Source organism: Micromonospora sp. USAFONa4 (assembly GCF_057197825.1).
Map to the genome: position 1 here is coordinate 2,260,620 of NZ_CM170072.1, position 14,721 is coordinate 2,275,340.

Consider the following 14,721-nt stretch of genomic DNA (forward strand, 5'->3'; position numbering starts at 1 on the left):
GGTGGCGCGGAGTGTGTACCTGACCAGCGTGGGATCCGGCGGCGGAAAGTCGACAATCGCCCTCGGCCTGGCCGAGTTGTTGTCCCGGCAGGTCGAGCGGATCGGCGCGTTCCGGCCGCTGGTCCGGGGGCACGGCCCCGACCCGATCCTCGCCCTGCTCAGTGACCGCTACCGGATCGAGCTGCCGCTGGCCGACCTGAGCGGCACCAGCTACGCCGAGGCGACCGCGCTGGTCGCCGACGGGCGGCGGGAGCAGCTCGTCGCCGGCATCGTCGAGCGCTACCGGGAGGTCGAGCGGCGCTGCCCCGCCGTGGTCGTGGTCGGCAGCGACTTCGCCGACGGCGGCGACGGGGCCGGCCCCCGCGAGCTGGCCTTCAACGCCCGGCTTGCCACCGAGTTCGGCAGCGTGGTGGTGCCCGTCGTCGACGGCTTCGGGCAGGAGCCGGCGGCGATCGCGGCCGCCGCGCGCGGGGCGTACCACGATCTGGAGGACCTGGGGGCGACGGTGCTGGCGGTGATCGCCAACCGGGTCCCCGGCCCGATGACGCTTCCCGAGCTGCCCGTGCCCACGTACGCCATCCCGGAGGTGCCGACCGTGTCGGCGCCGACGGTGGCCGAGGTGGCGGCGGCGCTCGGCGCCACCCTGCTCGCCGGGGACGACGACGCGCTCAGCCGCGACGTGCTCGACTACGTGGTGGGCGCGGCGCACGTGCCGACGCTGCTGGACCACCTGACCGAGGGCGCTCTGGTGATCACCCCCGGCGACCGGGCCGACCTGCTGGTGGCGGCGAGCGCCGCGCACGTGGCCGGGCAGGTCTCCGTCTCGGGGCTGGTGCTGACCCTCGGCGAGCAGCCCGACCCGCGCGCGATGCGGCTGGTCGAGGGCCTCAACACCGGGCTCGCGGTGCTCTCCGTGCCCAGCGACAGCTACGACACCGTGGCCGCGTCCAGCCGGATCGAGGGGCGACCCAGCGCGGCCAACCCGCGCAAGGTGGAGGCCGCGCTCGGCGCGTTCGAGCGCTGCGTGGACACCGACGACCTGGCCCGCCGGCTGCGGGTCAGCCGCTCCGAGCGGGTCACCCCGCTGATGTTCGAGTACGACCTGATCGACCGCGCCCGGGCCCGGCGCCGGCACCTCGTGCTGCCCGAGGGGGCGGAGGAACGGATCCTGCGGGCCACGGAGATCCTGCTGCGCCGGGGCGTCGCCGACATCACCCTGCTCGGCCGCCCCGACGACGTCGCCCGGCGCACCCGCGAGCTGGGCATCGACATCACCGGCGCCCAGGTGGTAGACCCCGTCACCAGCGAGTGGCGCGACGGGTTCGCCACCACGTACGCCGAGCTTCGCGCGCACCGCGGCATGACCCCCGACCTGGCCCACGACGTCGTCGCCCAGCCGAACTACTTCGGCACGCTGATGGTCCAGACGGGGCACGCCGACGGGATGGTCTCCGGCGCGACGCACACCACCGCCGCCACCATCCGTCCCGCGTTCGAGATCATCCGGAACGTGCCGGGCGTCTCGGTGGCCTCCAGCGTCTTCTTCATGCTGCTCGCCGACCGGGTGCTGGTCTACGGCGACTGCGCCGTCAACCCCGACCCGGACGCCGCCCAGCTCGCCGACATCGCCATCTCCTCGGCCGACACCGCCGCCCGGTTCGGCATCGAGCCCCGGGTCGCGATGCTCTCCTACTCCACCGGCAGCTCGGGGGCGGGCGCCGACGTGGAGAAGGTCGCGGCGGCCACCAAGCTGGTCCGCGAGCGCCGGCCCGACCTGCTCGTCGAGGGACCCATCCAGTACGACGCGGCCATCGACCCGGCCGTGGCGGCGACGAAGCTGCCCGGCAGCGACGTCGCCGGCCGGGCCACGGTCTTCATCTTCCCGGACCTCAACACCGGCAACAACACGTACAAGGCGGTGCAGCGCTCCGCCGGGGCGGTGGCCGTCGGGCCGGTGATGCAGGGCCTGCGCCGGCCGGTCAACGACCTGTCCCGGGGCGCCACCGTGCCGGACATCGTCAACACCGTGGCGATCACCGCCATCCAGGCCGCAGCCACCGAGGAGTCGTCATGAGCGGTACCGCCGCCCCGCAGGAGCGCCCGGCGGGTCGCGTCCTCGTCCTCAACTGCGGGTCGTCGTCGGTGAAGTACCGGCTCTTCGACGGCGACCGGGTGGTCGACAAGGGCACCGTGGAGCGGGTCGGCGAGGCCGGCGGCGGTCCGGCCGACCACGAGACGGCCGTCCGGGGCATCCTCGACGGGCTGGACCTGACCGGGCTGGCCGCCGTCGGGCACCGGGTGGTGCACGGCGGGAAGCGGTTCGGCGAGCCGGTGCTGATCGACGACGCGGTGCTGGCCGCGATCCGCGACCTGGTCCCGCTCGCGCCGCTGCACAACCCCGCCAACCTGGCCGGCATCGAGGTCGCCCGGGCGGCGCTGCCGGACGTGCCGCAGGTCGCCGTCTTCGACACCGCGTTCCACACCACCCTGCCCGAGGCCGCCGCGACCTACGCGATCGAGCGGGACACCGCCGAGCGGTACGGCATCCGGCGCTACGGGTTCCACGGCACCTCGCACGCGTACGTGTCGCGGCGCACCGCCGAGCTGCTCGACCGCCCGTACGCCGAGGTGAACACGATCACCCTGCACCTCGGCAACGGCGCGAGCGCCTGCGCGGTGGCCGGCGGCCGGAGCGTGGCGACCTCGATGGGGATGTCCCCACTGGAGGGCCTGGTGATGGGCACCCGCAGCGGCGACCTGGACCCGACCGTGATCTTCCACCTGCGCCGCGAGGGCGGGCTCTCCGTCGACGAGATCGACGACCTGCTCAACCACCGCAGCGGCCTGCTCGGGCTGACCGGCGACAACGACATGCGCGAGGTGCTCGCCCGCCGGGCGGACGGCGACCCGGCGGCGGCGCTCGCCTTCGACGTCTACTGCCGGCGGATCACCGGCTACGTGGGGGCGTACTACGCGCTGCTCGGCCGGGTGGACGCCGTCACCTTCACGGCCGGCGTCGGCGAGCACGCCGCGCCGGTCCGCGCCGCCGCCCTGGCCGGTTTGGAGCGCCTCGGCATCGCGGTGGACCCCGGACGCAACGCCGGCTCCGGCGACCGGGTCGTCTCGCCGGAGGGCGCCGAGGTGACCGTCTGCGTCGTCGGCACCGACGAGGAACGCGAGATCGCCCTCCAGACCCGCGCCGTCATCGAGGCCGCCGGCTGACCGCCCGGGCCGGCACCCACGCCGGCTGACCGCCCGGGCCGGCACCCACGGAGCTTGTCGCGTCGCTCGGCCCGCAGGTCACCACCCGCATCGGCGACCGGCGGTCGAGGTCCGCGCGCCGCCGCCGTCGGCCTCAGCGGCGGGCCTTGCCCCGCCGCCTGGCGGCCCGGGTGCGCCGGACGCGGTCGCGCCCCGGCCCCCGCCGGGGCGGTGCGGGGGCGGGCCGGTCGAGCATCCCCGTCGGAACGAGGGCCGCGAAGAGGAAACCCCCGCCCAGCGCCGCACCCAGCAGCCCGAACGCGACACCGCCCCAGGAGTTGAGGAAGAAGACCGAGTCGTCGGTGTTGCCGTTGGCGGCCACGAACTCCGCCGGGCGCTCCGGATCGACCCAGAGCATCATCTCCTCCGGAGGCTCCTCGGTACAGCCGCCGGCGGAGCCGCAGAGGATGCGCTCGTTGTGCTGGACACCGCCGTACTCGTACCAGACCTGGACGGTGTCGGTGCCGCCGCCGCGGCCGACGGTGTCGCGGCGGTCGCTCACGGTCGCCCGCACCGGGACGCCGTCCGCCCGCAGCCGCTCCGCCTTGGCGTGCAGGTGCCACTTGTACGCCCCGATGGCCACCGCGTACGTCAGGCCCGCGAGCAGCAGCACCAGGCCGAGGGCGGCACTGCCCCGGTGGACGCCGCGAAGACCGGAGCGGAGCCTCCGCCACCGCCCCGGAACGCGCCCCGGGCCCGCCGCCGGCTCCGGGCTTCCCGTCGGCAGCTCCCCCGCGCCCGGCTCAGAGCTTCCCGTCGGCGGCTCCCCCGCGCCCGGCTCAGAGCTTCCCGTCGGCGGCTCTCCCGCGCCCGGTTTCGGGCCTCCAGGCGGCTCCACGCCGCTCAGCCCAGCGCGAGCCAGGCGAGGAGGGCGACCAGCACGACCGCGACGACCGCCGCGCCGACGAGCAGCGGCGTCCGGGACGCGCCGGTCTGGGCCTCGGGCTCGGCGGTGTGGGCGTAGGCGCGGAACGCCTCGGTGTTGCCGCTCGGGTCTGTGCGGTTCTCAGGCATGGCGGTGACCCTAGCCAAGCCGGTTGCGCGCCGCCGTCCCCGGCGCGCGTCCCGGGGTCAGGTCCAGCCGGCCGGTGGAGACGATCCGCCCGGGTGGTGAGGGCGTCCGGTCCGGACGGCGGGACCACTGCGGGCCGCCGGGCACCTACCGTGAATCCGTGGGGACAAAGCGGCTGGTCGCCGTGCTGATGACGACGTTGCTGGCCGGTTGCGCCCCGGCGGGAGCCGCCGCGCCCGGCACACCGCCGCCGGCCCGCCCGGCGCCCGTTGCCGCCTATGCCGTAGGCGTACGCACGTTCACCGTCGACCCGGCCTCGGCGCGTCCCCTGCCGGTGACCGTCTGGTACCCGACGGAGGGCGACGCGGTGGCCGCCGGGCGCTTCCCCGTGGTGGTCTACAGCCACGGGCTGCACAGCCTGCCCGAGCTGCACGCCGGCCTGACCGCGCGCTGGGCCGCCGCCGGGTTCGTGGTCGCCGCCCCGGCCTACCCGCACACCCGGCGCGGCGCGGCCCGGTTCAGCCGTGCCGACGTACGCCACCAGCCGGCCGACGGCTGGCGGCTGATCCGGCACCTGACGCGGCTCGACGCCCGCGCCGGAGACCCGCTCGCCGGGCACCTCGACGTCACCCGGATCGCCGCCGCCGGCCACTCGGCGGGCGGCTTCACCACGGCCGGCATGTTCACCTCCGGACGCTCGGGGCGGCTGCGCGCCGGCATCGTGATCGCCGGTGGCGGAACGGCCGGCAGCTTCGCCGGGCCGGCGGCCCCGCTGCTCTTCGTGCACGGCACGGCGGACAAGATCGTGCCGGTGACGGTCGGCCGCGCCGCGTACCAGCGCACGACCGGCCCCACCGCCTTCCTGAGCCTGCTCGGGCAGGGCCACGGCGAGTACCTGAACCCGGGGCGGCCCGGCTTCGACCAGGTCCTGGCCACCACCACGGACTTCCTCCGCTGGACGCTCTACGGCGACCCGGCCGCCGGCCGCCGCCTGCCCGGCGACGCCCGCCGCCCCGGCGTGACGCTCTACGAGACCCGCCCCGCCCGCTGACCCTCCCGAGCGGAACCCGGCCGGTGCCGCTCCGAGCAGGCCGATGGGAACTAGCCATCAGGAGAACGGGCTGGTGCGCCAACCAACGGTGATCAGGACGCCATGGACCCTAGAACCGCCGGATAACGTCCATGGCGTCCTGATCACCAGGCACCGCCAGCAGCCCGGACACCGCCAGCAGTCCAGGCGCCGGCAGCAGCCCGGGTGCCGCAGGAGTGCTCAGGGGTGGCGGTGGCAGCGGACGCGGGCAGCGGGTGGGGGCGTACTGCGGCGGTCTGGGGCGGAGCGGGGCGCGCCGCGAGGCACAATCGTTCCCATGCCGCGTCGTGTCACCCCCGCCCTGCTCGCCTCCGCACTGCTCACCGCCGGTCTGGTCGGCTGCTCCGACGACGCCGGGCCGGCCCCGCAGGCAGCAGGCTCCCAGGCGGCTCCGCAGGCGACGGTCTCGGCGCCGCCCGCACAGGCGGCAGGCCCCACCCCGCAGGTGCCCGTCGGCACCGCACCCGAGAAGGCCTTCGCCGTCGGCGTACGGCAGCTGAAGCTGAACCGCGACGGGAAGCGCCCGCTGCCGGTGACCGTCTGGTACCCGGCGGCCGGGAAGCCCGGCGGGCAGCCGGAGCGGTCGCCGGACGCCGCCACGGGAAAGTTCCCCGTGGTGATGTTCAGCCACGGGTTGAGCGCCCGGCCGGCCGACTACGAGACGTTGCTCACGCGCTGGGCGGCGGCCGGGTTCGTGGTGGCCGCGCCGACCTTCCCGCACACCGCCCGGGGTGGCGACGGCAACGTGCTCGACGTGCTCAACCAGCCGGCCGACGTGTCGTACGTGCTGACCCAGGTCCTCGCCCTCGACGGCAAGGCCGGCGACCCGCTGCGCGGCCGGCTGGCCACGGACCGGGTGGCGGCGGCCGGGCACTCGGCCGGCGGGGTGACCACCATCGGCCTGTTCACCACCGGCCGGGACGAACGGCTGGACGCCGGGGTCGTCTTCGCCGGCACGGCGCTCGGCGTCGGCACCGCCTTCGCGGGCGCCGCCGCCCCGCAGCTCTTCGTGCACGGCGAGGCCGACGAGGTGGTCGAGTACGCCGCCGGCAAGGCCGCCTACGACAGGGTGCCCTGGCCGAAGGCGATGCTGAGCCTGCCGAAGGGCGACCACGGCCGCGCGCTGCTCAGCGACGGGGCCTCGCTGCGGGTGGTCTCGGACACCACTGTCGAGTTCCTGCGCTGGTCGCTCTACGGCGACCAGGCCGCCAAGGGCCGCATCCCCACCGACGCCGCCCGCGACGACGTCGCCACCCTCGACAACCGCCTCTGACCGACGGTGGCCTCCCTGGTCAGGGAGGCCACCGGGACCCGCCCGTCGCGGACCCCCGGCGACACCGACGGCGGCGTCCTAACCGGGGATGCCACCCAGAGCCCGCCCGTCGCGGACCCCCGGCGACACCGACGGCGGCCTCCCGACCAGGGAGGCCCACGGCGACGGCGGGACTCAGGCGGTGTGGTCGACGACGACCTTGCCGAAGACGTCGCCGGAATGCAGGCGGGCGAAGGCGTCGGCGACCTCGCTGAACGGGAGCACGGAGTCCACCACCGGGCGCACGCCGCGCTCGGCGCAGAAGGCGAGCAGGGCGGCCAGCTCGTCGGGGGTGCCCATCGAGGTGCCGAGGATCTCCAGTTGCATGGCGAAGACCCGGCGCAGGTTGACCTTCGGCTCGTGTCCCGAGGTGGCGCCGGAGACCACGATCCGGGCCATCGGCGCGGCGGACTTCAGCGAGTGGTCGAAGGTGGCCGCGCCGACCGTCTCGATCACCACGTCGACCCGCTCCGGCAGCCGGGCGCCGGGCTCGACGGCGGTGGCGCCCAGCTCGGCGATCCGTTCCCGCTTGGCGGCGTCGCGGCTGGTCGCGTACACCCGCTTGCCCATCGCGGCGGCGAGCGCGACGGCCGCGGTGGCCACGCCCCCGCCGGCGCCCTGGACCAGCACGGCGTCGGCGTCGCCGACCCGGCCCACGGTGGTCAGCATCCGCCAGGCGGTCAGCCACGCCGTCGGCAGGCAGGCCGCGTCGGCCGCCGCCAGGCCCGCCGGCAGGGCCAGCAGGTTCGACCGGGGTACGGCGACCCGCTCGGCCAGCGTGCCGGGGAAGTGCTCCGAGAGGATGGAGACGCCGCGCGGGTCGCCCGGGGTGGGGATCACCGGGTAGACGACGACCTCGTTGCCGTCCGGGTCCATCCCGACGGCGTCGCAGCCGAGGATCATGGGCAGCTGCTCGGCGCGCAGCCCCACCCCCCGCAGGGACCAGAGGTCGTGGTGGTTGAGGGAGCTGGCCCGCACCTGCACGGTCACCCAGTCGTCGGCCGGGTGGGTCGGCTCAGGCTGCTCGCCGACGGTGAGCGCGGCGAGCGGGTTGGCGTCGTCGAAGCGGGAGACGAAGGCGGCACGCATGATCGGCACGGTAACAAGCCGAGCCCCCGGCAAGAAGGGCACCGGCGTGTAAGGAAGGGCCCTTCTTATCGCCTGGGCGACAGGAAGGGCCCTTCCTCACACGTTCAGCGGGTGACGCCGTCGCGGCGGGCGGCCTCGGCGACCGCCTCGGCCACCGCGGGGGCGACCCGGGGATCGAGCGGGGACGGGACGATCGCCTCGGCGGTGAGCGACTCGGCCACCACGCCGGCGATCGCGTCGGCGGCGGCGACCTTCATGCCCTCGGTGATCCGGGTCGCCTTGGCGTCCAGCGCGCCCCGGAACACACCCGGGAAGGCCAGCACGTTGTTGATCTGGTTGGGGTAGTCGCTGCGGCCCGTGGCGACGACCGCCACGTGCCGGGCGGCCACCTCGGGGTGCACCTCGGGCGTCGGGTTCGCCAGGGCGAAGACGATGCCGCCGGGGGCCATGCCGGCGACCGCCGCCTCGGGGATCTGCCCGCCCGAGACGCCGATCAGCACGTCCGCGTCGCGCAGCGCCTCGGTGATGTCGCCCTCGCGACCGTCGGCGTTGGTGGCCGCCGCCAGCTCGGCCTTGGTGCCGGTCAGTTCGGGCCGGTGCCGGCCGATGATCCCCTTGGAGTCGCAGACCACCACCTGGTCGGGGTTCACGCCGCCGGCGATCAGCATCTTCGTCACCGCGACCCCCGCCGCGCCGGCGCCGCTGACCGTCACCCGCAGGTCGCCGAGCTTGCGGTCGAGCAGCCTGGCGGCGTTGCGCAGAGCGGCGAGCACGACGATCGCGGTGCCGTGCTGGTCGTCGTGGAAGACCGGGATGTCCAGGGCCTCGTCCAGGCGGCGCTCCACCTCGAAGCAGCGCGGGGCGCTGATGTCCTCCAGGTTGATCCCGCCGAACGACGGGGCCAGCGCCCGCACCACCGCCACGATCTCGTCGACGTCCTGGGTGTCCAGGCAGACCGGCACCGCGTCGACGCCGCCGAACTGCTTGAACAGCACCGCCTTGCCCTCCATCACCGGCAGCGAGGCGCGCGGGCCGATGTTGCCGAGCCCGAGTACGGCCGAGCCGTCGGTGACGACCGCGACGGTGTGCGACGCCCAGGTGTAGTCGTCGGCGAGCGTCGGGTCGGCGGCGATCGCCTCGCAGACCCGGGCCACACCCGGGGTGTACGCGAGGGAGAGGTCCTCGCGGCTGGTCAGCGGGACGGTCGAGGCGACGGCCATCTTGCCGCCCCGGTGCAGCCGGAAGACGGGATCAGCGGGGTCCACGGTGGACGATGACATGGTGACTCCAGGATCTGTCGAGCAGACGGGGCGGCCGGCGCGGACGCGAGGTGAGGCGCCGAGCGGCGGCACGCGGTGCGGGGGTCACCCGGGCACGTCTGGAGCATAGTGTCGCCACCGTCACACCGGTGTGAGCGGGGTCATATCCGCTGTGGGCGCACCCGCGCGGGCCGGGGCCAGTAGCGGGCCACCACGCGGCCCCGCACGTCGGCCACCCCGTACGCCCGGGAGTCGTCGGTGACCAGGTCGTTGTCGCCGCGCAGCCACCACCCGCCGTCCTGGGCGCGGATCGCGCGCTTGACCACGAGCAGGTCGGGGCGGCTGCGGAAGACCGCGACCACGACGTCGCCGGGGCGGACCGCCCGGCCGCCGGGGCGGACCAGCACCGCGTCGCCGTGCCGCAGCGTGGGCGACATGGACGGACCGGTCACCAGTACGGCGGTCAGCGGCCACCGCAGCCGGGGGGCCACCGTCGGGTGATCGGTCCCCATTGGTTTCCCCTCCACCCGGCCTCCCCGGAGCGCGTCCAGGAGTAATGTCGTCTTGGATCATCGCAAACTTCCCATGGAGGATCCTGATGCGACTTCCGCGCATCCTTACGCCCCGCGTGACCGCCAGCGCCCACTGCGACCTGCCCTGCGGCGTCTACGACCCGGCCCAGGCCCGGATCGAGGCCGAGTCGGTGAAGGCGATCTGCGAGAAGTACCAGGCCAACACCGACCCCGAGTTCCGCACCCGCGCCATCCTGATCAAGGAGCAGCGCGCCGACCTGGTGAAGCACCACCTGTGGGTGCTGTGGACCGACTACTTCAAGCCGGCCCACTTCGAGAAGTACCCGCACCTGCACCAGCTGTTCAACGAGGCCACCAAGCTGGCCGGGGCCGCCGGCGCGAAGGGCGGCACCGACCCGTCCAAGGCCGACGAGCTGCTCCAGAAGATCGACGAGATCTCCAAGATCTTCTGGGAGACCAAGCAGGCGTGACCCTCACCGGTCCGCCGACGATCCGGCCGGCACGTCCCGAGGGCGTGCCGGCCGTCGTCGTCGTGGCGCACGTTCCGGCCGGGCCCGAACCCGCTCCCACCAGCAGGGCGGGGCGCGCTGACGGGTCCCGCGGGCGGGAACGTGGCGGTCCCCACACGTTCGGGCGGCCGAGCGGGTAGAGTCCCCGACCGGGGGGATGAGTGGTGACTCAACTGACCGGGCAGCCGACGACCGACGACGACGTCGTGCACCTCACCGTGCCCGCGGACGGGGGCTACCTCGGGGTGCTACGTACCGCCACCGCGGGGCTCGCGGCGCGGCTGCAGTTCGCCCTCGACGAGATCGAGGACCTGCGCATCGCCGTCGACGAGGCGTGCGCGATGCTGCTCGCCATCGCTACCCGCGACGCGGAGCTCGACTGCCGCTTCGCGGTCACGGACGACGCGCTCACCGTGGAGGTGACCGTGCCGACCGTCCGCGGCGCGACGCTCCCCGCCGAGTCGTCCTTCGCCTGGAAGGTGCTCACGGCGCTGACCACGGCGGCGGCCGCGACGGCCTCCGACGGCCGGGCCACCATCTCGCTGCTCACCCGCCGCGCCTCCGGCTACTGACCGGCCGCCCGTCCGGCGCCGGGCCGCGCGGGCCCGGCGGGGTCACTCGAAGCCGAGGGCCCGGGTGGTGGGGGCGCTCACCAGCAGAGCGGTCATCCCGAGGCCGAGCGCCATCAGCGGTACGCCGAGCCACCCCATCCCGCCCTGGACCATGAACCAGCCGATGGGCAGCAGCATCAACTGGAGCACGATCGCCGGGGCCCGGGCTCCCGCCTTCCGGCGCGCCAGCGCGCCGCCCAGCGCCCAGAGGGCCACCGCCGCGCCGATGGCGAACGCGGTCACGAGCAACGCCGACGTGAGGTCGGTGGTCGTGGCGGTGAGATCGGCCCAGAGCAGCCACGCGGCGACCAGTCCCACGGCGACCGCCTCGGCCCGCAGCAGCCGGACCGCCCAGCTGAGGGTGGCGGGGATCGGGTCGGAGTCGATGGTCACGCGCGCCACGATACCCGTGGTGGCGCGCGGTACAGTGCCGCCCATGCGGGCCGTCCTGGTGGTCAATCCGAAGGCCACCACCACCAGCGAGCGCAGCCGGGACGTCCTGGTCCGGGCACTGCGCAGCGAAGTCGACCTATCCGTGCGCTACACCCGACGGCGGGGGCACGCGACCGACCTGGCGCGCGAGGCGGCCGAGGAGGGCGTCGACGTCGTCGTGACGCTCGGTGGCGACGGCACGGTCAACGAGGTCGTCAACGGCCTGATGGCGGCGCAGCCGCCGACCATCCCCGCCAGCACCACGCCGGCCGAGCGGCTGCCCGCCCTGGCGACCGTGCCGGGGGGCTCGACCAACGTCTTCGCGCGGGCGCTGGGCCTGCCCCGGGACTGGCCGGACGGGACCAGCATGATCCTGGAGGGCCTGCGGCTGGGCCGCTACCGGACGATCGGGCTCGGCCGGGCCGACGACCGCTACTTCACCTTCTGCGCGGGCTTCGGCCTCGACGCGGCCGTCATCCACCGGGTGGAGCAGGCCCGCCGGCGGGGCCGGGTCTCGACGCCCGCGCTCTACTTCCGGTCCACCGCGGCCCAGTACTTCCTCAACTCCGACCGCCGCCATCCGGCGATCAGCCTGGAGCGCCCGGACGAGTTGCCGGAGGGCGAGCTGGCGACGGTCATCATCCAGAACACCGCGCCGTGGACGTACCTGGGCGACCGCGAGGTCAATCCGAACCCGGAGGCGTCGTTCGATCTGGGTCTGGACGTGCTCGCCCTGCGGCAGCTCCGGGTGGCCAGTACGACACGCACGGTGACGCAGTTCTTCTCCCGGACCCCGGATCCGCACGGCCGCCAGGTGCTGCGGCTGCACGATGTCGCGGAGTTCACCCTGGCCTCGGCCCGTCCGCAGGCGTTCCAGCTCGACGGCGACTACCTTGGCGAGCGGGAGAAAGTCAGATTCACATCCATTCCCGCCGCACTGAGAGTAATCTGCTAGGTCTCGGGTACTGCCCTAGGTCGACGCGGCCGCGACACCGGACCGATGCGACGGCCGCCACACCGAGGGGCTGTGCCGGAAATGTCAGCAATGTCACGCGGACTGTACTATATTGATCCTCGACAGTGGTACGCCGGGTAACCAGGAAGGTGCTGGAATCCGGACAAAGGGGTTGTGGGCTTGCTCACCGCCCGGAGTTTTTCCGAGCGTCACCCTTGACATCCCGGGCGTTCGTGAAAGTATTCACAAGCGAACTTGAGTTACCGGGACATTGTTTGGATAGGCTCGTCAGGTTGAGCTGTTCCAGCAGGTCCGCGGGGCCGACACAGCCTGCTCACGCACTGCCGAATAGGCGTACGCGAACCGTCACCATTCGGCGCTGCGGATGCATATAGGAAAAGCAACAGAAGCAATCTCTGCCACCCACCCAGAATGAGGAGTGTTGCCGCCATGGACTGGCGTCACCATGCTGTCTGCCGCGACGAGGACCCGGAGCTGTTCTTCCCGATCGGGACGTCCGGGCCGGCTCTCCTGCAGGTCGAGCAGGCCAAGGCCGTCTGCCGGCGCTGCTCCGTGACCGACCAGTGCCTGCAGTGGGCGCTGGAGTCCGGTCAGGACGCTGGCGTCTGGGGCGGGATGAGCGAGGAGGAGCGGCGGGCTGTCAAGCGCCGCGGTGGCCTCCGGGTGCTGCGCGCTCACTCCGCCTGATCCCCACGCACCAGTCAGTACGCCCCGGCCGGGTACGCCCGCCGGGGCGTACTGCTGTCCGGTGGCCGTACTGGTGATCCGGCCTCCGGTCACGGCCCGGCCGTGAGCCCGGCCATCCGGCTCGCCGCGTCCACGCGCCGCAGGACCAGATCGGCCAGCTCCGGCGCGTCGGTCAGCGGGGCGGACACCGCCACCGCACCGGCGCCCCGCGCCGCCGCGGCGACGGCGTCGTGGAACAGGCCCGGAGCCAGGAAGTACGCCGACACCGCCACCCGCCCGGCGCCCCGGGCCCGCAGCCGCGCCACCGCCGCCGCGACGGCCGGCGGGGCCGCCGAGGCGTACGACACGCGGGTGGGCACGCCGAGACCGGCGCGCAGCGCGGCGGCCACCCGGCCCACCGACCCGCGCGCCCGGGCGTCCCTGGTGCCGGCCGCGGCCAGCACCAGCCCGTCGAAGCGCCCCGCCCCCGCCTCACCCAACCGCCGGTGCAGGCCCGCCAGCAGACCGGCGTCCACCGCCCCGTCGGCCGGGCCGAGCACGTCGGTCACCCGTACCGCGATCGGTGCCCCCGACTCCCGGGCGGCCGCGACCGCCGCCGGGACGTCCACCCGCCGGTGGTACGCCGCCGTGAGCAGCAGCGGCACCAGCACGGCCCGGGGGTGCCCGGCGGCGGCCAGGTTCCGCAGCACGGTCGCCGGTCCCGGCTCGGTGTGGTCCAACCAGCTCGCGAGCACCGGGGTGCCCGGCCGGGCGGCCGACACGGCCCGGGCCAGCGCCCGGGTCGCCTCGGCGGCCCTCGGGTCCCGGCTGCCGTGGGCGACCAGGACCACCGGGTCGGCCACCTCCGACGGCCCGACCGGCCGCCACGGCCCGGCCGCCCCTGACGACCCGGCCGCCTCCGACGGCCCGGGCGTTCCCCACGCGGGAGAGCCCGGCCCGGGCGCCCCCCACGCGGGAGAGCCCGGGACCGGCCCGGTCAGACGTGCAGGCCGCACTCGGTCTTCTCGAACATCGCCCAGCGGCCGGCCCGGTGGTCCTCCCCCGCCTTCGTGCGGCGGGTGCAGGGCCAGCAGCCGATCGAACCGTAGCCCTGCTTGAACAGCTCGTTGACCGGCACGTTCCAGCGGGCGACGTAGGCGTCCACGTCGGCCTGCCGCCAGGCCGCGATCGGGTTGACCTTGACCTTGCCCCGGCGCGCGTCGAAGGTCACCACCGGCGTGTTCGCCCTGGTCGGCGACTCGTCCCGGCGGAGCCCGGCGGCCCAGGCGTCGTAGCCGGCGAGCGCCCGCTCCAGCGGCTCCACCTTGCGCAGCTGGCAGCAGTCGTCCGGAGCCTTGTTGAACAGGCGCGGGCCGTACTGGCCGTCCTGCTGGCCCACGGTCAGGCGCGGCCGGATCGAGCGCACGTTCACCGGCAGCGTCCGGGCCACCTCGTCGCGGACCCGGAGCGTCTCCGGGAAGTGCAGGCCGGTGTCGAGGAAGACCACGTCCACCCCCGGGGCGACCCGGGAGACCAGGTGGGCCAGCACGGCGTCGGCCATCGAGCTGGTGACGCAGAACCGGGCGCCGAAGGTCTCGGCCGCCCAGCGCGCGATCTCCAGCGCCGGCGCGCCCTCCAGGTCCCGGCCGGCCGCCTCGGCCAGCGCGCGCAGCTCGTCGGGGTCGCGCCGGGCCGCGTCGGCCGGAGCCGGAGCGCCCAGGCCGACCAGGCCCAGACCCGCCGCCGAGACGAGACCGGGCCGGTCGCCCGTGCCCCCGCTCACCGGGCCACCGCCCGGCCGAGCAGGCCGGTGAACTTCACCGTGAACACCCGGGCGCACGCGTGGCACTCCCAGGCGCCGTGGCCGGCCTCACTCGGCCGCAGGTCCTCCTCGCCGCAGTACGGGCAGTACAACGGCGCGGAACGGGTCTCGCTCATCGCGTCACCTCGCTTCGCTCGGCGCCGCGACGA

Annotated in this window: 17 protein-coding genes; 8 read left to right on the forward strand and 9 right to left on the reverse strand. The window is 74.7% G+C overall.

Annotation, left to right across the window (positions count from 1 at the left end; all coding sequences use genetic code 11):
* The first annotated feature begins 1 nt into the window (after position 1).
* Positions 2–2,074: a phosphate acetyltransferase gene (gene pta / locus AC0OO9_RS09450; RefSeq protein ID WP_484516986.1), complete on the forward strand. Its 2,073-nt coding sequence runs from the start codon at positions 2–4 to the stop codon at positions 2,072–2,074.
* Entirely contained in the window at positions 2,071–3,222 is a 1,152-nt protein-coding gene (locus tag AC0OO9_RS09455) for an acetate/propionate family kinase (RefSeq protein ID WP_484516987.1), read from the forward strand. The genes pta and AC0OO9_RS09455 overlap by 4 nt, the downstream gene beginning before the upstream one ends.
* 133 nt (positions 3,223–3,355) lie before the next feature.
* Here AC0OO9_RS09455 and AC0OO9_RS09460 read toward each other — a convergent pair whose 3' ends face one another.
* A complete protein-coding gene (locus tag AC0OO9_RS09460; RefSeq protein ID WP_484516988.1) occupies positions 3,356–3,874 on the reverse strand; it encodes a hypothetical protein in 519 nt (172 codons plus the stop codon).
* A gap of 230 nt (positions 3,875–4,104) precedes the next feature.
* Entirely contained in the window at positions 4,105–4,275 is a 171-nt protein-coding gene (locus AC0OO9_RS09465) for a hypothetical protein (RefSeq protein ID WP_484516989.1), read from the reverse strand.
* A 158-nt stretch (positions 4,276–4,433) separates the two neighbouring features.
* On the opposite strand from AC0OO9_RS09465, the gene AC0OO9_RS09470 reads away from it, so the two are divergent.
* Together AC0OO9_RS09470 and AC0OO9_RS09475 are read left to right on the forward strand one after the other, a co-directional pair.
* Positions 4,434–5,324, forward strand: a complete 891-nt coding sequence (locus AC0OO9_RS09470) for an alpha/beta hydrolase family protein (RefSeq protein WP_484516990.1) — start codon at positions 4,434–4,436, stop codon at positions 5,322–5,324.
* A 316-nt stretch (positions 5,325–5,640) separates the two neighbouring features.
* The gene (locus AC0OO9_RS09475) at positions 5,641–6,636 is read left to right on the forward strand and encodes an alpha/beta hydrolase family protein (protein WP_484516991.1); all 996 of its coding nucleotides are present in this window, start codon (positions 5,641–5,643) and stop codon (positions 6,634–6,636) included.
* Positions 6,637–6,810: 174 nt separating this feature from the next.
* Here AC0OO9_RS09475 and AC0OO9_RS09480 read toward each other — a convergent pair whose 3' ends face one another.
* From AC0OO9_RS09480 to AC0OO9_RS09490, 3 genes are all read right to left on the reverse strand, one after another.
* Positions 6,811–7,773, reverse strand: coding sequence for a zinc-binding dehydrogenase (locus AC0OO9_RS09480; RefSeq protein WP_484516992.1), 963 nt, complete (start codon positions 7,771–7,773; stop codon positions 6,811–6,813).
* Positions 7,774–7,868: 95 nt separating this feature from the next.
* Positions 7,869–9,044, reverse strand: a complete 1,176-nt coding sequence (locus AC0OO9_RS09485) for an NAD(P)-dependent malic enzyme (protein WP_151457053.1) — start codon at positions 9,042–9,044, stop codon at positions 7,869–7,871.
* Between the two features lie 140 nt (positions 9,045–9,184).
* Positions 9,185–9,535, reverse strand: coding sequence for a S24 family peptidase (locus tag AC0OO9_RS09490; RefSeq protein ID WP_151457052.1), 351 nt, complete (start codon positions 9,533–9,535; stop codon positions 9,185–9,187).
* Positions 9,536–9,621: 86 nt separating this feature from the next.
* On the opposite strand from AC0OO9_RS09490, the gene sodN reads away from it, so the two are divergent.
* Positions 9,622–10,026, forward strand: coding sequence for a superoxide dismutase, Ni (sodN, locus tag AC0OO9_RS09495; RefSeq protein WP_088998581.1), 405 nt, complete (start codon positions 9,622–9,624; stop codon positions 10,024–10,026).
* Between the two features lie 203 nt (positions 10,027–10,229).
* Positions 10,230–10,637 carry an ATP-binding protein gene (locus tag AC0OO9_RS09500; RefSeq protein WP_132231108.1) on the forward strand — a complete coding sequence of 136 codons (408 nt, stop codon included), beginning with the start codon at positions 10,230–10,232 and terminating at the stop codon, positions 10,635–10,637.
* A gap of 42 nt (positions 10,638–10,679) precedes the next feature.
* Here AC0OO9_RS09500 and AC0OO9_RS09505 read toward each other — a convergent pair whose 3' ends face one another.
* Positions 10,680–11,069, reverse strand: coding sequence for a hypothetical protein (locus AC0OO9_RS09505; RefSeq protein WP_484516993.1), 390 nt, complete (start codon positions 11,067–11,069; stop codon positions 10,680–10,682).
* A 43-nt stretch (positions 11,070–11,112) separates the two neighbouring features.
* Between AC0OO9_RS09505 and AC0OO9_RS09510 the strand changes: the two genes are divergently transcribed.
* Together AC0OO9_RS09510 and AC0OO9_RS09515 are read left to right on the forward strand one after the other, a co-directional pair.
* Entirely contained in the window at positions 11,113–12,063 is a 951-nt protein-coding gene (locus tag AC0OO9_RS09510) for a diacylglycerol/lipid kinase family protein (protein WP_484516994.1), read from the forward strand.
* 450 nt (positions 12,064–12,513) lie between these two features.
* On the forward strand, positions 12,514–12,771 hold the full coding sequence (locus AC0OO9_RS09515; protein ID WP_007072794.1) for a WhiB family transcriptional regulator: 258 nt from the start codon (positions 12,514–12,516) through the stop codon (positions 12,769–12,771).
* 89 nt (positions 12,772–12,860) lie between these two features.
* Here AC0OO9_RS09515 and AC0OO9_RS09520 read toward each other — a convergent pair whose 3' ends face one another.
* The 3 genes from AC0OO9_RS09520 to AC0OO9_RS09530 all read right to left on the reverse strand — a co-directional run bounded on the left by AC0OO9_RS09520 (position 12,861) and on the right by AC0OO9_RS09530 (position 14,688).
* Positions 12,861–13,613: a sirohydrochlorin chelatase gene (locus AC0OO9_RS09520; protein ID WP_484516995.1), complete on the reverse strand. Its 753-nt coding sequence runs from the start codon at positions 13,611–13,613 to the stop codon at positions 12,861–12,863.
* A 134-nt stretch (positions 13,614–13,747) separates the two neighbouring features.
* Complete coding sequence (locus AC0OO9_RS09525) at positions 13,748–14,533, reverse strand: phosphoadenylyl-sulfate reductase (protein WP_484516996.1); 786 nt, start codon at positions 14,531–14,533, stop codon at positions 13,748–13,750.
* A complete protein-coding gene (locus AC0OO9_RS09530) occupies positions 14,530–14,688 on the reverse strand; it encodes an IS1 family transposase (protein ID WP_121399684.1) in 159 nt (52 codons plus the stop codon). Before AC0OO9_RS09530 ends, AC0OO9_RS09525 begins: the two co-directional genes overlap by 4 nt.
* Positions 14,689–14,721 lie beyond the last annotated feature (33 nt).